29 protein-coding genes are annotated in these 15,502 nt (G+C 41.5%); 19 read left to right on the forward strand and 10 right to left on the reverse strand.

Features of this window, described 5'->3' with window-relative positions:
- Nucleotides 1–689: 689 nt before the first annotated feature.
- The 10 genes from AB204_RS12875 to AB204_RS12920 form a co-directional block, all read right to left on the reverse strand.
- A complete protein-coding gene (locus AB204_RS12875) occupies nt 690–1,325 on the reverse strand; it encodes a hypothetical protein (RefSeq protein WP_053067907.1) in 636 nt (211 codons plus the stop codon).
- The gene (locus tag AB204_RS12880) at nt 1,322–1,516 is read right to left on the reverse strand and encodes a hypothetical protein (protein ID WP_047963771.1); all 195 of its coding nucleotides are present in this window, start codon (nt 1,514–1,516) and stop codon (nt 1,322–1,324) included. The genes AB204_RS12875 and AB204_RS12880 overlap by 4 nt, the downstream gene beginning before the upstream one ends.
- On the reverse strand, nt 1,516–1,872 hold the full coding sequence (gene rusA / locus AB204_RS12885; protein WP_047963772.1) for a crossover junction endodeoxyribonuclease RusA: 357 nt from the start codon (nt 1,870–1,872) through the stop codon (nt 1,516–1,518). The genes AB204_RS12880 and rusA overlap by 1 nt, the downstream gene beginning before the upstream one ends.
- Nucleotides 1,869–2,156 carry a hypothetical protein gene (locus AB204_RS12890; protein WP_047963773.1) on the reverse strand — a complete coding sequence of 96 codons (288 nt, stop codon included), beginning with the start codon at nt 2,154–2,156 and terminating at the stop codon, nt 1,869–1,871. Before AB204_RS12890 ends, rusA begins: the two co-directional genes overlap by 4 nt.
- Nucleotides 2,153–2,416: a hypothetical protein gene (locus tag AB204_RS12895; RefSeq protein ID WP_047963774.1), complete on the reverse strand. Its 264-nt coding sequence runs from the start codon at nt 2,414–2,416 to the stop codon at nt 2,153–2,155. Before AB204_RS12895 ends, AB204_RS12890 begins: the two co-directional genes overlap by 4 nt.
- Nucleotide 2,417: 1 nt before the next feature.
- Nucleotides 2,418–2,753 carry a nucleoside triphosphate pyrophosphohydrolase family protein gene (locus tag AB204_RS12900; protein ID WP_047963775.1) on the reverse strand — a complete coding sequence of 112 codons (336 nt, stop codon included), beginning with the start codon at nt 2,751–2,753 and terminating at the stop codon, nt 2,418–2,420.
- Nucleotides 2,754–2,776: 23 nt separating this feature from the next.
- Nucleotides 2,777–3,502 carry an ATP-binding protein gene (locus AB204_RS12905; protein WP_047963776.1) on the reverse strand — a complete coding sequence of 242 codons (726 nt, stop codon included), beginning with the start codon at nt 3,500–3,502 and terminating at the stop codon, nt 2,777–2,779.
- Nucleotides 3,502–4,317: a replication protein gene (locus AB204_RS12910; RefSeq protein WP_047963777.1), complete on the reverse strand. Its 816-nt coding sequence runs from the start codon at nt 4,315–4,317 to the stop codon at nt 3,502–3,504. The genes AB204_RS12905 and AB204_RS12910 overlap by 1 nt, the downstream gene beginning before the upstream one ends.
- A 91-nt stretch (nt 4,318–4,408) precedes the next feature.
- Complete coding sequence (locus tag AB204_RS12915; protein WP_047963778.1) at nt 4,409–4,756, reverse strand: CII family transcriptional regulator; 348 nt, start codon at nt 4,754–4,756, stop codon at nt 4,409–4,411.
- A 294-nt stretch (nt 4,757–5,050) separates the two neighbouring features.
- Complete coding sequence (locus AB204_RS12920) at nt 5,051–5,233, reverse strand: YdaS family helix-turn-helix protein (protein ID WP_047963779.1); 183 nt, start codon at nt 5,231–5,233, stop codon at nt 5,051–5,053.
- Nucleotides 5,234–5,342: 109 nt separating this feature from the next.
- Here AB204_RS12920 and AB204_RS12925 point away from each other — a divergent pair, with 109 nt between their 5' ends.
- From AB204_RS12925 to AB204_RS13005, 19 genes are all read left to right on the forward strand, one after another.
- A complete protein-coding gene (locus tag AB204_RS12925) occupies nt 5,343–6,044 on the forward strand; it encodes an XRE family transcriptional regulator (RefSeq protein WP_047963780.1) in 702 nt (233 codons plus the stop codon).
- 25 nt (nt 6,045–6,069) lie between these two features.
- On the forward strand, nt 6,070–7,221 hold the full coding sequence (locus tag AB204_RS12930; protein WP_047963781.1) for a type I restriction endonuclease: 1,152 nt from the start codon (nt 6,070–6,072) through the stop codon (nt 7,219–7,221).
- 414 nt (nt 7,222–7,635) lie between these two features.
- Complete coding sequence (locus AB204_RS12935; RefSeq protein ID WP_047963782.1) at nt 7,636–7,995, forward strand: transcriptional antitermination N peptide; 360 nt, start codon at nt 7,636–7,638, stop codon at nt 7,993–7,995.
- Nucleotides 7,995–8,189, forward strand: coding sequence for a hypothetical protein (locus AB204_RS12940; RefSeq protein WP_047963783.1), 195 nt, complete (start codon nt 7,995–7,997; stop codon nt 8,187–8,189). Before AB204_RS12935 ends, AB204_RS12940 begins: the two co-directional genes overlap by 1 nt.
- Before the next feature lie 264 nt (nt 8,190–8,453).
- Complete coding sequence (locus tag AB204_RS22805; protein WP_161796567.1) at nt 8,454–8,615, forward strand: hypothetical protein; 162 nt, start codon at nt 8,454–8,456, stop codon at nt 8,613–8,615.
- An 83-nt stretch (nt 8,616–8,698) separates the two neighbouring features.
- Nucleotides 8,699–8,929 carry a hypothetical protein gene (locus tag AB204_RS12945; RefSeq protein ID WP_047963784.1) on the forward strand — a complete coding sequence of 77 codons (231 nt, stop codon included), beginning with the start codon at nt 8,699–8,701 and terminating at the stop codon, nt 8,927–8,929.
- Nucleotides 8,930–9,168: 239 nt separating this feature from the next.
- Nucleotides 9,169–9,495: a hypothetical protein gene (locus AB204_RS12950; protein ID WP_047963785.1), complete on the forward strand. Its 327-nt coding sequence runs from the start codon at nt 9,169–9,171 to the stop codon at nt 9,493–9,495.
- Nucleotides 9,488–9,889, forward strand: a complete 402-nt coding sequence (locus tag AB204_RS12955) for a hypothetical protein (protein ID WP_047963786.1) — start codon at nt 9,488–9,490, stop codon at nt 9,887–9,889. Before AB204_RS12950 ends, AB204_RS12955 begins: the two co-directional genes overlap by 8 nt.
- Before the next feature lie 195 nt (nt 9,890–10,084).
- Entirely contained in the window at nt 10,085–10,312 is a 228-nt protein-coding gene (locus AB204_RS12960) for a hypothetical protein (RefSeq protein WP_047963787.1), read from the forward strand.
- Nucleotides 10,309–10,476, forward strand: a complete 168-nt coding sequence (locus AB204_RS23075) for a hypothetical protein (protein ID WP_167336747.1) — start codon at nt 10,309–10,311, stop codon at nt 10,474–10,476. The genes AB204_RS12960 and AB204_RS23075 overlap by 4 nt, the downstream gene beginning before the upstream one ends.
- A 10-nt stretch (nt 10,477–10,486) precedes the next feature.
- Nucleotides 10,487–11,179, forward strand: coding sequence for a 3'-5' exonuclease (locus AB204_RS12965; protein WP_047963788.1), 693 nt, complete (start codon nt 10,487–10,489; stop codon nt 11,177–11,179).
- Nucleotides 11,180–11,207: 28 nt separating this feature from the next.
- Nucleotides 11,208–11,888: an AAA family ATPase gene (locus AB204_RS12970; protein WP_047963789.1), complete on the forward strand. Its 681-nt coding sequence runs from the start codon at nt 11,208–11,210 to the stop codon at nt 11,886–11,888.
- Nucleotides 11,885–12,511, forward strand: a complete 627-nt coding sequence (locus tag AB204_RS12975) for a hypothetical protein (protein ID WP_047963790.1) — start codon at nt 11,885–11,887, stop codon at nt 12,509–12,511. Before AB204_RS12970 ends, AB204_RS12975 begins: the two co-directional genes overlap by 4 nt.
- 125 nt (nt 12,512–12,636) lie before the next feature.
- Nucleotides 12,637–12,978: a hypothetical protein gene (locus AB204_RS12980; protein ID WP_047963791.1), complete on the forward strand. Its 342-nt coding sequence runs from the start codon at nt 12,637–12,639 to the stop codon at nt 12,976–12,978.
- A gap of 35 nt (nt 12,979–13,013) precedes the next feature.
- On the forward strand, nt 13,014–13,850 hold the full coding sequence (locus AB204_RS12985; RefSeq protein ID WP_047963792.1) for a phosphoadenosine phosphosulfate reductase domain-containing protein: 837 nt from the start codon (nt 13,014–13,016) through the stop codon (nt 13,848–13,850).
- Nucleotides 13,851–13,929: 79 nt separating this feature from the next.
- On the forward strand, nt 13,930–14,358 hold the full coding sequence (locus tag AB204_RS12990; RefSeq protein ID WP_047963793.1) for a zinc-finger-containing protein: 429 nt from the start codon (nt 13,930–13,932) through the stop codon (nt 14,356–14,358).
- A complete protein-coding gene (locus tag AB204_RS12995; RefSeq protein ID WP_047963794.1) occupies nt 14,355–14,918 on the forward strand; it encodes a hypothetical protein in 564 nt (187 codons plus the stop codon). The genes AB204_RS12990 and AB204_RS12995 overlap by 4 nt, the downstream gene beginning before the upstream one ends.
- On the forward strand, nt 14,911–15,240 hold the full coding sequence (locus AB204_RS13000) for a hypothetical protein (protein ID WP_047963795.1): 330 nt from the start codon (nt 14,911–14,913) through the stop codon (nt 15,238–15,240). The genes AB204_RS12995 and AB204_RS13000 overlap by 8 nt, the downstream gene beginning before the upstream one ends.
- On the forward strand, nt 15,237–15,491 hold the full coding sequence (locus AB204_RS13005; RefSeq protein WP_047963796.1) for a hypothetical protein: 255 nt from the start codon (nt 15,237–15,239) through the stop codon (nt 15,489–15,491). The genes AB204_RS13000 and AB204_RS13005 overlap by 4 nt, the downstream gene beginning before the upstream one ends.
- Nucleotides 15,492–15,502 lie beyond the last annotated feature (11 nt).

The raw sequence follows: 15,502 nt of genomic DNA on the forward strand, positions 1-15,502 counted from the left end.
TCCAAGGATAATAGCGGACATAGCTGATGCTTTACGTGCTCTTTCTTTTGTGTTCATAAAGTGGCCTCTTTTTATTAGTTGAGGTCATCTTAGCTTAATGAAAAATAAACATCAAATTATAGCTAAAAATAAAATTAGCTATAAACAATATCATTTTACAAAAAAATATTTAAATCATATGGTTAACCGCATTTAACTCTTAGCAAAAATATATTTTAGCTAAAAAATGCGCTAATATTTTATTTAGCTATATGATTGGATCTTTTGGTCATTTTTTTGATAAAAACACACCGATATGTAACGCAACCATCGCCGAGGTTGTGTCTAGTATTTTTCATGCTGAATATTCAAGTGCCTACGATGCGCAATGCGAGGCATTCAACGATGCCCTGATGTTATTGGTAAATAACTCAATAAAATAGTTGTCAACTCAGAGTTGACTACGGGTAGAAATAGAAAAACCCCGCGAGTGCGAGGCTATGAATTGTTACCGGTTACTGATCCGGCGCAACCAACACACAGTTGTTGCAGCGTTAAATTGTGGTCCTGCCTTACTGGGCGTGCGGTCGGCTGGAACGGGTAATTTCCGCATTCACCCCATAGAACTTTATCATATAGGCGTCTAGTGTCCTTGCTCTTTCGCTTCTTGCTCCGAGCATACCTAAAATATACACTTCCATAACTTATTTTCAAGTTATTTCAGAAATATTTTTTACTTCTATTCCTTTTTTTATGCGCTCCTTAGCCATTTCATCCTGTAGCACCATATAAACTTTTGCATGAAATAAACTAATGCACCATTTCACCCGATCAATGCACTGCTTAATGGTCAGCCACGGCGCGATATCACTCTGCATATAATTTGCGAGAGTTTGCACAGTGTTTCTGCGAAGATAATAGTCAGTAGCGAGAACATATACGGGGTTGGACTTGCTAAAGGCTTTCAGGATCGCTTTCTCTACAAAATCAGCTTCATCTACATCGTTGGCGCGTTGAAACATGTCGCTGAGTGATTGTTTGGGAAATAAAATCATGTGAGCTTTTTTTAGCAGCTCATCCCCTTTGTGTCCTGCTTTTCTTAGGGCATCGAACACATCCATAAATTTATCTTGCTGCTCTCCTGACCATCCGCTTACGAATCGCCAGATGCCATCGCCGCCGCTTCCATATCCTCCAGAATAGGCTGAACCACCTACCTCATCAGCCCATAGTAACAATATCGCTTTGACCCATCGCTCTTGTGCTGGCGTTAACCTGCGAGACTTGCCTAGGTATGATTTCCTTGGCGCGTCGGCTACATGCCTGTAGCTGTTAATATTCCTCATCTCACCCCCGGCAATACTGTATGAACCCTGTCGTGACGCGTTGAATACATCACAATGTCTGTAATTAATTTTCGCTCTTCCCTAATAACCATTTCCCCATTGGGTTGTTGTATGATGCAACGATGATGACCGGATTTGGTTTTCATCCATCTAGCCTCATCAATGGCTGCGGGTAGGTCTGTGAATGTCATTACTCCAGCTCCCATATCTGAACATCCAAACAGCCTCCTGCAACCCGTTCACCGCGCATAATGTGCATATCATCAATCTGGCTATCATCCGCCCAGAAACTGGCATGAGTCAGCGAATCGAAAACTGCTTTGGGCAGGTTATCGAGATCTCTCTGTCGTCTGTCTGGGGGATTGGCTGTAATTGAGATTTTGATGCGGGCTGTGGTGTTGATGTTGAGATTTTGCTGCTTGATGAGTTCTATGATTTTCTGTCGGTATTTTGTGCCTTTTTCTGATATGTAATGGCAGCGTGCGGTATGTCGCCAGTAGGTGTTATTCGATGGCGGCCACGGCAATTTTAGATTGTAGGTTTTCATAGTGCGCCAACTAATCCCCTCCGTGTCAGTTCCTTGATAGTCAGCACAATCGACCTGTCCATCTCATGCCTGCGCTCATCCCTGCTCATGTCCAGTCCATTATCGATAGCATGGTGACATTCAGGACATAGGGCCGCTGTCAGGCTGTCATCAACCTTTAGTCCCATGCCTTTCCCTTCGTTCCGGTGTGCGACCTGAATACCATATTTACCACACCGGACACAGCATTCAATCTGACCGACTGCGGTCAACCATTTTTTACTACGGTAGGTTTTTTGCTTCATCCTATCCCCCTAACGCTATCCCCATAATCAGCATGAGTGCTGTCCAAAAGCCGATGAATGTCAGGTAGTTCCCTGATTTCATAATCCAAAAAATCATCCAAGGCATCTCTGCTGAATACGTATTTTATTGTTGCTAAGAATCTATTCAGTTGAAAACAAATCACATCACCAAACGTGTAGTCATACCCAGCTATTACAGCCCACGTCGGATTATCTAAATAATGCTCCAGCATCACAGGATATTGTTTGTAATATCTCATCTCAAAATGCCTTACCGCCAGTCTTGGCGCGATTCTCTCGTTTATGGTCTGCCCGATGCCTGTTGTATTCGAGTTTTTCAGCAATCGCGCCCTCGATGTCATAACCAAATGCCTCTGCATAATCTAAAATTCGAATCACTGCATCGGCCAATTCGACCTCAGCCATGCGGCGATGAATGAGATGATCATCCATCAAATTTTTACGCTCTCCCTCCATTGCCTCGCTGATTTCTGAGTGAATTAAACACAGTAATGTGCCTTTCTCACGTGGGTTATCCCACCAGCCTGCTTCAACATTTTGTTGGTGAATTTGTTGTTGTAATTCAGATAGTCTCATTTCAAAAGTCCTTATGGTGGGATTTATTTAACTTTACGGCGGTAACTTTGCCAATTGAAATTAATGACGGTGGGTGTGCCCATTCTGAGACGATCAATAACCCGCTCACCTAAAACGGTGGTCAGTTGCTCAATATCTAAATTTGTTAACACACCAACAGGTTTTTTGTTTGCCAGACGCCGATCCACCACCTGAAAAATGATTAAATCCTCATTCAGGTTATTGCGCTGTACACCGACATCATCGAGCACCAGCAAATCGACAGCACATAAATCATCAACCAAGGCTGACTCACTGATTTTCGTGTCTTTTTGGTAGGTCTCCCGTACTCGCATCATCAAATCAGGCAGAGTAGCTATCAGGATGCTGTTACCATTCTGGATGATGTGATTGCCAATGGCTGCCGCGAGGTGATTTTTCCCCGTACCGGGGTTACCACTGAAAATAAATCCGCCGAATGAGTTACCAAAACTCTCAGCATACCGACGCGATTTTGCCAGCGCCTGTTGCTGTTCAGGGGTAGTAGCGACGTAGTTATCAAACGTGCAATTCTGGTGTAACGGGCTGATACCAGAACGCCCCATAATCCTATTCAGTCGGTTAACTCGGTTTTCTTCGGCAATGCGCTTTGAGTCAATCTCGCCCTGTTCACGTTGCCATGCCATCAGTTCCTCAGCGTTCGCGAATTTAGGCCGGATATGCTCAGGCATCATCCGGCGAAATCGAGCCAGTGTCTCTGTCACGCTCATTAGAAATCCTCCGAAATGAATTGCTCTGTACGTACTGGCTGAGCAATGCGATTGATTGATCGTGTTTTGGGTGAATGTTTAGGCCGGAATAATCCTGTCCAACCATTGGCAATGCTGGGATTAATAACCTCAGACGGACTATAGCCTGCGTCATGACACTCCTTCAGGAGGTTTATTTGTCCGTTAAACGTTTGGAATGTTTTAATTGGTTTTCTGATTGCCGAGCGATATTCCAACCAATTTTTCCATACATCAGGATCTAACCATTCAGGTAATTGAACCTGATTGACGTCGAATTTAGGTTTGGGACTTTTTTTAGGCAAAGGGGATATAGGGGTATTATTGTCTTTCTTGTCTTTTGTAATATTGTCTTTTGTGTTTACCTGATTCGGGTAATCGCTTTTACCTTTTTCGGGTAAACATTCCTTACCTGATTCGGGTAAATTTACCTTTTTCGGGTAAACTTTATTTTTATCCTCCCATTCAGAGATGTTTTTATTAATTCCTACCTGCCTTCCATTAGTTATTAGAATATTCCGTTTAACCAACTCACTCTTAGCCGCTGAACACTTATGAGGTAATATCCCTGTTAATTTGGACATTTGTTCATTGCTAATCCAATCCATACTTTTGTTATAGCCATACGTTTTTCTGGAAACTGCCATAAACACCAATAATTGATGCTGCGATAATCCAGCCAACATAATTGCTTCAAGTAGTTCATTAGCCAGCCGAGTGAATCCATTATCAACATCGGCCACTTTGTATATCTCCTGCCGGACAGGGAATTGATAAACCTCCGCTGTATTCATAATGCGACCTCCCTATCATTAAATTCATTTTTCATGTATAATTACCTCTGTGAAATGTTGTTTTGAGGGGGACTTGCATACTGCCCCTCAGTCGTTAAATCGACATCTCAAGTTGCATTTCAGAAGCCTCAACTGCTACAACAGTTGGGGTTTTTCTTTTGGGGTATCGGATATATTCCAGTGCTGCTATCAACTTCTCTGCATCCTCCCTGTTTATCACCACGTTTGTGTCTGGCGAGTCATATTCAATAGCGATCAGAAAGCGGGCCATTTTCTCAATGAAGCTCATGTCATCGATTTTCTGAGGACGCTGCCAGCGGGTGATTTGTGATTCATGGACGCCAATTATTCGGGCTACATTCCGCGAGCCTTTTAGAACGAGTTTGTTGATCAGTTCACTTTCCTTGTCTCTGAATAATTTGCTGTAACTTGCGTGTTCCATTCGTAAAATGTCCTAAAGTGAAATTTGATTAATTTTGTTTAATAAACGAGCGAAAATATCAACTATCATGAGATAGATGATGGATGGTCACGTAAAAGTTTTCCGCGACCTCTAAAGTATCAACTGTCCTGAGATAGATGATGGTCATAGAGATAGGGGTAAATTGCCCAATAATTGTGGGCTAGTTATGCTTTAACCTACCCAAAGATATTGGGTTGGTTGCTCCAAGAGTGCCTAGAGCGTTCCAGTGCGTCCAGAATCTGAGAATTCGGGACTTGTTAAAGAGCGAGGGTATTACTTGTTTTTAATTAATTCAGTCAAAGGGATACCAAGCTGCTCATGAATTTGCGCGTATCTTGCAGGAGGTATATACCCTTTTTTAATCCATTGCCGAATGGCTTGATCCCTGACGTTTAGTATTCTGGCTAGTGCTGGAACACCTCCAGCTTTTCTAATCGTCGTTTCCAGTACACTCATATGAATTTTCCTTCTTCACGAATAGTTATAAAACAAAATACAAGAGATACTTTAAAAAGTAAAGTTTTACTTGCTTTGAAAATAAAAGCCTCGCTTGTATATTTGAGGTATGAAAACGATGCACGAAAGAATCAAGCAAGCTCGACTTGCAAAAAAAATAACTCAGGCTGAACTGGCAGATATGCTTGGCGTTACTCCACAATCTGTACAGCAATGGGAGTCAAGCACAGAACCAAGAAAGTCAAGGCTAACAGCATTGGCATCTATCCTTGATGTTGATGTTAATTGGCTTTTGTTTGGTGAAACTCCTAAAAAAGATGTGAACCAAATTCCACCAGAGAACGAATGGACAACCATTGCGCCATGGGACAGCAATACACAATTAGATGGCGATGAAGTAGAAGTACCTTTCTTAAAAGATATTGAATTAGCATGTGGTAATGGCAGGTGTATTGGTGTGGATTATAACGGCTTTAAGTTAAGATTTTCTAAAGCAACCTTAAGAAGAATTGGTGCACAAACTGATGGCTCCACGATCATTTGTTTCCCTGCAAAGGGAGATAGCATGGAACCAGTGATTCCAGATGGTACGGCAATAGCAATTGATGTATCTAATAAGAGAATTATTGATGGAAAAGTATATGCAATTGAACAGGATGGGTTGAAGCGCCTTAAATGTCTGTACAGGCGTCCGAAAGGAAAAATTCTTATCAGAAGTTATAACCGTGATGAGTACGAAGATGAGATTGCAGATGAAAATCAAGTGAACATCATCGGGAAAATGTTCTGGTATTCCGTTTTAGATTGCTGAAGTTTTAAATTACTGAGGTTATGGAATGGACAACTTTAAGATAAAGATAAAGCATCATGTTGATCACGTTAATAACGTAGGTCAACACTGCACCACAGAAGAAACAACTAAGCAGGCACTAATACTGCCTTTTTTGGATATTCTTGGATTTAGCCCGTATGATCCGCAAAAGGTTAAAGCAGAATACGGAGCTGATTTCCCTGGTGTTAAGGCAAATGAGCGCGTTGATTATGCCTTATTTTGCCAAGGGGTTCCCGTGATGTTTATCGAGGCAAAAGGATACAGCGAGAAGCTGGATAACCATTGCCCTCAATTGTCCAGATACTTTAACTCGACTCCAGAAGTTACCATATCGGCCATTACAAATGGATTGGAGTGGCGCTTCTTTACTGATTTAAAACAAAAAAATGTCATGGATCCTGCGCCGTTTTTGCGTATTAAAATGGATGAGGTTAGTGATGCGGACGCTAGCCAACTTTTCCGCTTTAGACACGATAAATTCAAACCAGAGGCGCTAAGGACGCTAGCAGAAGAAAGCGTTTATCTATCCGCATTTACTAAAACAATCAGTGCTAGTTTGAGGGATATTGATAGTGAATTTGTACGATATGTTGCCAGTCGCTCTAATGTTGAGCGCCAATTAAATCAACGCTTCATTGAATCAATCACACCGTTAGTGAAGCAGGCTGTCGAAAAGTCTGTTAGTGCAATGGTAGTTTCCGGTCTTTCGAATAAATTCACCCCAATTGATGGAACTCAAGAGGAAATAGTACATCAAGAAAGCCCGAAAGAGTTTGAAGACATAGTCGATCCAGACAATCCCAACATCATCACTACTAAAAATGAGCTAACGTTATTTGAAAGAGTGAAGTCAATCGTCGGAGACGACGGTGATTTGCAATACAAGGATACAGAATCTTATTTTGGTGTTCTTTATCAAGGAAAATCAAACAGATGGTTAGTGAGATACTTTGATAAGAAGAACAAATCCTATATCCAGATCCCAATTGAACTCACTGATATACTATTGAATGAAGTCAATAGAGCTGGGCTATCAGCCAACAATTCACGAATATTTATAGAAGCCCCAGAAGATATTTTGAGGATTACAGGCATCATCCTTGATGCGTTTGAATTCGTAAAAAATAACGATAATTTTAGAAAGAAAACCCAATAATCATAATAGCCACCATTATGGTGGCTTTCCATTTTATCCCCAAAACTTCCCATTCAAACGCCATCTTGCTCACATTTACAACAATTAATAAAAATTAATCTGCTTTAAAAACAAGAGAATATAAAGAACTCTGGCATTTTCCTTACCCGTAAAGACAAGTAATACTTGTTTTTATAAAGTAATACTTGTATATTCTAATCATCGAACAGGCAGGACGCCCACGAAGTAGCCGCCAGTGGCATATGAATGACTGGATGATTCGATAATCAGTAATACCAAGTTTCAGAAGTACCGCTCTTTTAAAAATCTGGAAAGATTCAGGCATTCTTGAATCAACCCCACTGAGTAGGTTTTGGGGTGTAGTGAAGATAAGGTGAATAACTACACCACCAAAACTTACTTATGGAGGCGAATATGGCTAATACAGATCGCTCTATCCTTTCCATTAAGAAAGGCAGCGATAAGAAAACCCCGGTTAAAGTAAAAGTTCAAACGGCTTATACCGCTCGTCGTTTTGAGCGCCGGGCTAAATTCTTGGCAAAGAAAAGTCAGGAGCTGGAGTCAAAATTTCAATCTCGCTCGGTGGAAAAAATTATAGATTCAGTCGTCAAAAACGTTGATGAAAATGAATTGTACGCTCGTCTTATTGTGGGACTTAAGAAGCATGTGAGCGACAACAGCGGCTCTTGCTGCATGAGTGACGTAGCCCTGTATTCAACCAAAACCAAAACCCGCCGTAGACTGGAGTCGGGTGGGGTGACAGCGAGGGTGTGATGGAAAACAAAATCAACGAGTTCATTTTGTATTTGACCGAACGTGGCATCAATCCTCGTACCGTGGCTCATGACCCTGAATTGATGGATAAATACATGCTCGAATATTACATCGCACAACGCGATTTTTGTGACATGGTTTTGGAAACGCATAAAGAATCGCCAACCCGCATAAAGCAAGTGCTAGGGGTCTAATCCTAATAAACAATATTAATTCTGAGGGTATGAATATGAAAAAATTATTTCATGTGTTAGCTGGAAAATTGGAGTATTACAAAGGTGTACCGACAGAGAATATCAAGTTCGCCGATGTGTTCGACTCGATGGAGGAAGCGGAAAGATGCGTTATTGAAAATAATTTAACATCATATCCAATGTGCTACGTCAAAGTTTGTTTCATCAAATAAAACTAATTACAGCTCATTCCAAATAAACAATATTAATTCTGAGGGTATGAATATGACTACACCAATGAGATTTTCAATCGAATGTCACAATGAAATGAATTATAACCGCTCTCTGGCTGCGTCATATGGTCGTGGTTCAGATGGTTATCGTCTGTACACTAAATTAGCGTGGCATAATCGTAAAAAATCCCGAGAATGGGCAGTAATGAATTAACTAATTACAGCTCATTTCTGAGTGGGCTGTGGTGAGTTACTCTGATATATTCATGGATTCGACAATGGATTCATGAGGGGATTATGGATTTAAATCCAATAGAATTTTATATAATTATATATATGGGAATATCATACCACCTTGGATTTATTTTTATTCCAGCGGGATTGCTTTTTGGCTTTCTAGCACTTAAAGTAGTTAAAAAAACAGTCGTGAAAATATTATTTTCAATAATATCGGCAGGATTGTTAATTCCACCAACATTAACAGCATTAATATTTTTAATCCTTAATATAATGGGATTCAATTATTAAGTCACCAGCCTCGCCAATGCGGGGCTTTTTATTACCTGAATATAGGAAAATAATAATGGCCGAATTTACGCTAACAATAAAATTGATATCGAATGGCAGTAACGAAGTGAAATTGAGCAGGAATTTACCATCGGCGATAATTTAGCAATTCAGGTTGACGGTGGGATTTATATAGAGCAATTAGGAATTTATTGTACTGATTATCCAGAGGACGGAGCTATGCCACTGGAGGATAAATAATGTTCATGTTTCAAAGCATACCAAACATCCCAGATGTTCATTATATATCGGAGGATGAATTAAATAAACTAAAGAAAGAACTTGAAAGAGACCATTATCCGCAACTTAAAGTTGGGGATAAAGTTATCCTGCTTAATGATGATGAAGGAGTAGTAGAGGAAATATTTAATAATGGCGCTTATGATTGCAGGATGGAAAGAACAGGAAAATTACATATGTTGCCTCCTGACGGCATGTATATAACACCAACCGGATATAAAGGATATTCCTTAGACTGGGATGAGACTATCAAAATAAATAATTTAAAGGAGAATAACCATGCCTAAACATATACACGCCGATTTAATATCTGAGTACGCCAGATTGTCTCATATTACTGATAAGCCGTGGGAGTATTTCCAGTACAGATATGGAGACGGAAATGATTGGTTGGAATATGATAACGATTTTGGATTTCATCCCGAGGTTGATTATAGATTAAAACCCCGTACTATCAAGATCGGGGATATCGAAGTTCCAGAGCCAGTGAGGGAGCCGTTGGAGGAATGTACTAGATATTATTGCCCTGATATAAATACATACGGAACCTCGGACGCAGATTACCATTTGTGGGATGGGGATGGTAACGATAAAGACAGGTTGCAAAACGGCCTAATCCACCTCGACCGAGAATCCGCCGAACTGCACGCCAAGGCGTTGATAGCGCTGACCGCAAAATGATTCCCGATAGTTTCTATTATTACACTCTCTCAATTCTAGCCGTCATTTTTATTCTGCTCATCGCCAGATAATTAATTATGAACAAACGACATTTAACCCGCGCTCAGTCATGGGGGAAGTTTGCTGTGCGTGAAAACCGTTCTGCTGCATGGAATCGCGGCATGAAACTACTAATGAAATATTACGGAGGTAACCATGGGATTACGAATCAGATTGGACGACCGTCATTTTTATAGTGAGCCAGATCGCAACGGAATTGCCATCACCGTTGATAACGAAAATTGGCGGCTAGAGGGTAAACCGCGGGACATAATCCTCCGCTCAGAAATGGATTTTGGCGACATCATGGATGTGTTACGTGACCATTATGAGGAGGCGCTGGAGGCGTACATCATGGATGCAAAACGCAAGGAGGCAGCATGAGACATTTCGACCAAAAACCCCATGCTGCTCAGGAAGAGCAGAAAAAACGCAAATACACGGACGAACAAATAGCCGAACACAGGGAACTGGTATACCAGAGTGAGGTGTTGGGTAGGGAGGGATTGTCAGCTAGCGATATGGATTTTAGAGGCGATTTTACCTAACGGAGGCAGAATGAATTTTTACCTAGATATAGAAACTATTCCATCTCAGAACCCACAAGTTAAACAGCAATTTATTGATAAGGTCAAAGCTCCGGGCAGCTACAAAAAGCAAGAATCCATTGATCAATGGATGGCAGAGAATCGTGAAACTGTAGGTGAGGATAATTGGAAAAAAACCAGCTTCGACGGTGGGTTAGGCCATGTTTGTTGCATCGGTGTAGCAGTAGATAATGAACCAGTTTCAGTATATTACTCTGAAAGCTATCTCAATGATGAGAAAAATATACTCAGTCAGTTTTTCAATTATATCAGAGAAAAACACGATCCATCATCAATGATGCCCCCTCGTTTTATCGGTCATAACATCACATCATTTGATTTGCGATTTCTGTTCCAGAGAGCAGTAGTTTTGGGCGTGAAACCACCTCGCGCTATTCCGTTCGGCGCACGGGATTGGGATAAATCAATATTCGATACGATGACTGCATGGGCTGGATATAACGGAACTGTATCATTGGATAAGCTCTGTGGTGTGCTGGATTTACCCCTCAAGGGATCTGAGACTGGAGAAGATATTGACGGCAGTAAGGTATGGGATTTTGTACGGGATGGGAAAATCTCTACTGTCGCTGAATACTGCAAGGGAGATGTAGACCGGGTTAGGGAAATTCATAAGCGAATGACGTTCCAACAGACCGCCTAAATTGGCGGTTTTTTTATAGGAGATTAACATGGGCACTGCAACACTCATTCTTGGCGAATCTGGCACAGGGAAAAGTACCAGCTTACGCAATATCAAACCGGAAGAAACGTTATTAATCCAAACAGTCAGAAAGCCGTTACCGTTTCGTTCCGCGGCATGGACGCCTTTTAATAAAGACAACCCTGCTGGCGCTATTTGCTCCACAGATAGCTGGCAACAAATCATAGCTGTTATCAAGGGAGTGGCTAAATATGGAAAGTCGATTGTCGTCATTGACGATTTTCAATATTTGATGGCAAATGAGTTTATGCGTCGTTCGGAAGAAAAGTCCTTCGATAAATTCACTGAAATTGGCTCTCACGCATGGAATGTAATTGATACAGCGATACGGCAAACGCCAGACAATTTACGGATCTATTTCCTCTCTCACACGGAAGAAACGCAGATGGGTAAAGTGAAGATGAAAACCATTGGCCGGATGCTAGATGAAAAAATCACCGTCGAAGGCATGTTTACCATCGTACTGAAAACACAGGTCAAAGATGGACAATACCTTTTCACCACCCAAAACAGCGGGTTCGACACGGTTAAATCACCAATGGGGCTATTTGATAGCTCAGAAATTGAAAACGACCTGAAAGCCGTAGATGAAGCTATATGCGAGTACTACGGAATTGAAACACGCACAACAGATGAGGTAGCAGCATGAACAACGTAATTTTTACCTATGACCAAGAATCAGCAATGAACGCCGGACAGAGTGGTTTTATCAACGAAAGTGGTGCGTATGTCCTTACCATTAGTGAGGCAAAACTAACTAAGAGTCAGCATGGCGCAGAATTTATTGAATTTTCTGGCGAGGCAGATGACGGGCGAAAGGTCAGTTATCTGAGCATTTGTTGCAAGAAAAAAGACGGTTCAGTCAATTCATTTGGTCAAAGCATGGTGCAGGCCATCATGGGATGCTGTGGAGTTCGTCAGGTAACCAGTCATATGATTTCAACCAGCCATGTAATCGCCCCTGAATTCGCGGGTAAACGAGTTGGACTGGTATTACAAAAAATACTCAGGACGAAAAATAATGGTGATGATACCTACGGTATGGATATCCGCATCCCGTTCTATCCTGATACTCGCCAGACCATTGCTGAAAAAGTAGAGGGTAAACCCGCTACCACTATCGATAAAATGGTTGCAAATCTGAAAGATAAAGACGAGCGCAAAACAAACGTTCAGCACTATTCAGGACAACAATCGAATGGATTTTTGGAGGCACCACGGCAGCCACAAGGCCAGCCGCCAATGGATTTCGACGATGACATTCCCTTTTGAATGATATATCTAGGTCGTGCTATTTGTGTGATTTAAATCACCCCACCGACTTCCAACACCGAGTGACCGTGCTCGGCAATCCAGATAGAACCCTATAACTCAGCGAGTTAACCAAAGGATAGCTTATGAAAACTTTACATGGGCGTTGTATTCAGAGATGGAAACAGCGTTTTAAGCCTGTTTGTGACTCTAAAATCTCCATCCACTATCGCAAGCATGATCTAAAGGGATTTTTCCGAAAATGCGGGATTATTACAGCGGATACAATGATTCTAGAAATGGCAGAAGACAATGCAAAGATTGATTTCCAAGGTGATAAAGAAGGAGGATGGTCACCTGAATTCTCAGACTTCTTTAATAAAAACAGAGAAAAATATATCACTGAAGCGCGCCTGTTCCTCAATGAAGAAGCCATTAATGCAGAAATCGACGATTTAATCGAAGAAGAAATTTCCAACTGGAATTAATCCAGATAGACCCCTATAACCCCTAGGATACAACAATGATAAATGTCGTCTCATTCTCTGGCGGCAGGACATCGGCATACCTCGTATATTTGATGGAACAGCGCCGCAAACAGGGTGAGGATGTCCGTTATGTGTTTATGGATACAGGGGCGGAACATCCCGCGACCTACAGGTTTGTCAGGGAGGTTGTGAAATTCTGGGATATTCCGTTAGTCGTTTTACAGGCTGATATCAACCCTCAGCTAGGTGCATCGAATGGTTATATCGTCTGGGAACCGGGTGATATTCAAACGCGGATGCCTGTATTAAAACCGTTCACGGATATGGTGAAAAAATACGGCACACCCTACATCGGAGGGTCGTTCTGTACTGACCGCCTGAAACTGAGGCCATTCAATGCCTACTGCAATGACCATTTCGGGCGAGGTAATTACCACACATGGATTGGCATTCGAGCAGACGAGCCACGGAGATTAACCCGCAAAGATTCAGTGAGTTATTTGGCTGATATTTCCGGCGTTGATAAACGGGACGTGTTGGATTGGTGGGCAGATCAGCCATTCAATTTATTAATCCCAGAGCATTTAGGCAACTGTGTGTTCTGCATTAAAAAGAGCTCTAAAAAATTAGGGCTATCCTGTCAGGATGAACCGGGATTAAAACTGGTATTTGAACAGACCTGCATTACCGGTCGGCATGTCCGGGATGGTCACAGAAAAACCCCGCGTGAGATTATGTACCGAGGCAATATGTCATTGGATGGAATAGCCCGGATGTATTCGAATGAGGATTATCAAAACCTCTATCACGAAATGATAGCAGCTAAACGATTTGATACCGGTTCCTGTTCTGAATCCTGCGAAATATTTTAGTTAAACCTATTTTAACTCAACCCTATCACTACGCTGCTATGCGGCGGGAGGATTATTGTGACCAAATTCGGGAGGACATATGCAGTTCACCCCATGGAACCCCAATCCCATAGCGATTGCAAGAGTCAATGACCCCTACCCCATTCCGACCCACTGCCGTTATTGTGGCAGGCACGTGATGATTGAACATCACCTAAATGTGTTTAGGCGCATCCATGACAGCCGCTGGCCGTGGTTATACCACTGCTGGACATGTGGTGCGCGTGTCAGCATTCATCCGGGGACGGATATCCCAATGGGGTCACTGGCAGATAAAAAGACCCGGAGCGCCAGAGCATCGGCTCATCGGTATTTCGATGATGTAGTCAGGAGTCGTAATTTGGAGCGCACGGACGCGTACAGATGGTTAGCAAGTCAACTGGAAATCAGTTTCAACGAATGTCACTTCGGCTGGTTTGATACTGAAATGTGTGAACGGGCAGAGAATATATGTAGGGGGTTTAGGTGAATACTGAATTTAATTCATTAGCAGATGGCGGTGAATTGTCCCGCGAAACATGGGATGACTTTGTTAAGCGGCTTGAATATCAACACAAGGGAGCAGGTATTGACCGTCATTTCACAGCGTACCCATCATTCACTGTGAGAGAAAGAGTTAGAGTTGTTGGCTACGAAGATGATGAGATAGGGATATATTCCGATGGTGAAGAGTATTACTCTCTTGAGGCGGCATTAGATAGTTGTGAAGACACACAGAAAGAAAAAATATTTGAACACGCCCAAGAGGAATATTTATCTTACTGGTCAGAATTAGATGATCACGACAAAGCTATATGTATCATTTCCATATTAGAGGATTCTTATATTTTCTACTGGAAATACGACTACAGAACCGTAAATACACATTTAACCCGTGAAGCTGCCGAAATATTTATTAAACGCAAGCAACATGATCACGGACAATTATCCGTTTACGTCGAGTCTTTCTATTGGTGCTGGGAAATGAGGGCGCTAATTGATGGGATATTAACAGGTAAAATAAAATATACAGGTGATAGTAATGACTAATAAAGACGCAATCAGAGAGGTATTTGAGAAATTTCTTTTAACTGAATTCCGTTTTTTTGAAAATGCGTTAGAGAAAGATGGAGACGGAACATATTTCAATATGTCAGCCCAAAATTATTGGGAGGTATTTCAAGCTGGGTGGAAAGCAAGTCGAGAAAATATCGAAATAGAATTACCAAAATCTCATACTATGTCAGAATTTAGTGAACAACGAAATCACCCTGATATACAGGAACGCATGATTGCCCGTGATGAAACATTAGAGGAGTGTTGGAATTTTATAGCCCAGCAAGGATTTGAAGTTAAGGAGAGCCAGAAATGAGTAATGATATGATTGAACAAATAAACGCAACATTAGAATCAGCCGAGCAATTAAAATCAGCAGGCGCTAATGAAATAACGCTAGATTTAGATTCCTATATCACGATATTAAGACGACTCGCTGAATATGAAAATATGGAGCCTGTGGCGTGTTATAATTTAATTGATGGGGAAATACGAAAAAGCATATTTGATTTTGATGCAGATAAAACAATATATGCAAGACCGCTTTATTTCCATCCAAACAAATAACGAGAACCATC

The sequence above is a fragment of the Xenorhabdus khoisanae genome (assembly GCF_001037465.1).
GTDB lineage: Bacteria > Pseudomonadota > Gammaproteobacteria > Enterobacterales > Enterobacteriaceae > Xenorhabdus > Xenorhabdus khoisanae.

Excerpts from the sequence above, each read along its gene's own strand:
- AB204_RS22805 (WP_161796567.1), top strand. The coding sequence starts at position 8,454 with ATGACTACACCAATGAGATTTTCAATCGAATGTCACAATGAAATGAAT.
- AB204_RS23075 (WP_167336747.1), top strand. The coding sequence starts at position 10,309 with ATGAGACATTTCGACCAAAAACCCCATGCTGCTCAGGAAGAGCAGAAA.
- AB204_RS12945 (WP_047963784.1), top strand. The coding sequence starts at position 8,699 with ATGGATTTAAATCCAATAGAATTTTATATAATTATATATATGGGAATA.
- AB204_RS12940 (WP_047963783.1), top strand. The coding sequence starts at position 7,995 with ATGGAAAACAAAATCAACGAGTTCATTTTGTATTTGACCGAACGTGGC.
- AB204_RS12990 (WP_047963793.1), top strand. The coding sequence starts at position 13,930 with ATGCAGTTCACCCCATGGAACCCCAATCCCATAGCGATTGCAAGAGTC.
- AB204_RS13005 (WP_047963796.1), top strand. The coding sequence starts at position 15,237 with ATGAGTAATGATATGATTGAACAAATAAACGCAACATTAGAATCAGCC.
- AB204_RS12980 (WP_047963791.1), top strand. The coding sequence starts at position 12,637 with ATGAAAACTTTACATGGGCGTTGTATTCAGAGATGGAAACAGCGTTTT.
- AB204_RS12960 (WP_047963787.1), top strand. The coding sequence starts at position 10,085 with ATGGGATTACGAATCAGATTGGACGACCGTCATTTTTATAGTGAGCCA.
- AB204_RS12970 (WP_047963789.1), top strand. The coding sequence starts at position 11,208 with ATGGGCACTGCAACACTCATTCTTGGCGAATCTGGCACAGGGAAAAGT.
- AB204_RS12965 (WP_047963788.1), top strand. The coding sequence starts at position 10,487 with ATGAATTTTTACCTAGATATAGAAACTATTCCATCTCAGAACCCACAA.
- AB204_RS12955 (WP_047963786.1), top strand. The coding sequence starts at position 9,488 with ATGCCTAAACATATACACGCCGATTTAATATCTGAGTACGCCAGATTG.
- AB204_RS12875 (WP_053067907.1), bottom strand. The coding sequence starts at position 1,325 with ATGAGGAATATTAACAGCTACAGGCATGTAGCCGACGCGCCAAGGAAA.
- AB204_RS12925 (WP_047963780.1), top strand. The coding sequence starts at position 5,343 with ATGAAAACGATGCACGAAAGAATCAAGCAAGCTCGACTTGCAAAAAAA.
- AB204_RS12915 (WP_047963778.1), bottom strand. The coding sequence starts at position 4,756 with ATGGAACACGCAAGTTACAGCAAATTATTCAGAGACAAGGAAAGTGAA.
- AB204_RS12890 (WP_047963773.1), bottom strand. The coding sequence starts at position 2,156 with ATGAAGCAAAAAACCTACCGTAGTAAAAAATGGTTGACCGCAGTCGGT.
- AB204_RS12900 (WP_047963775.1), bottom strand. The coding sequence starts at position 2,753 with ATGAGACTATCTGAATTACAACAACAAATTCACCAACAAAATGTTGAA.
- AB204_RS12975 (WP_047963790.1), top strand. The coding sequence starts at position 11,885 with ATGAACAACGTAATTTTTACCTATGACCAAGAATCAGCAATGAACGCC.
- AB204_RS13000 (WP_047963795.1), top strand. The coding sequence starts at position 14,911 with ATGACTAATAAAGACGCAATCAGAGAGGTATTTGAGAAATTTCTTTTA.
- AB204_RS12920 (WP_047963779.1), bottom strand. The coding sequence starts at position 5,233 with ATGAGTGTACTGGAAACGACGATTAGAAAAGCTGGAGGTGTTCCAGCA.
- AB204_RS12950 (WP_047963785.1), top strand. The coding sequence starts at position 9,169 with ATGTTCATGTTTCAAAGCATACCAAACATCCCAGATGTTCATTATATA.
- rusA (WP_047963772.1), bottom strand. The coding sequence starts at position 1,872 with ATGAAAACCTACAATCTAAAATTGCCGTGGCCGCCATCGAATAACACC.
- AB204_RS12985 (WP_047963792.1), top strand. The coding sequence starts at position 13,014 with ATGATAAATGTCGTCTCATTCTCTGGCGGCAGGACATCGGCATACCTC.
- AB204_RS12895 (WP_047963774.1), bottom strand. The coding sequence starts at position 2,416 with ATGAGATATTACAAACAATATCCTGTGATGCTGGAGCATTATTTAGAT.
- AB204_RS12930 (WP_047963781.1), top strand. The coding sequence starts at position 6,070 with ATGGACAACTTTAAGATAAAGATAAAGCATCATGTTGATCACGTTAAT.
- AB204_RS12880 (WP_047963771.1), bottom strand. The coding sequence starts at position 1,516 with ATGACATTCACAGACCTACCCGCAGCCATTGATGAGGCTAGATGGATG.
- AB204_RS12905 (WP_047963776.1), bottom strand. The coding sequence starts at position 3,502 with ATGAGCGTGACAGAGACACTGGCTCGATTTCGCCGGATGATGCCTGAG.
- AB204_RS12935 (WP_047963782.1), top strand. The coding sequence starts at position 7,636 with ATGGCTAATACAGATCGCTCTATCCTTTCCATTAAGAAAGGCAGCGAT.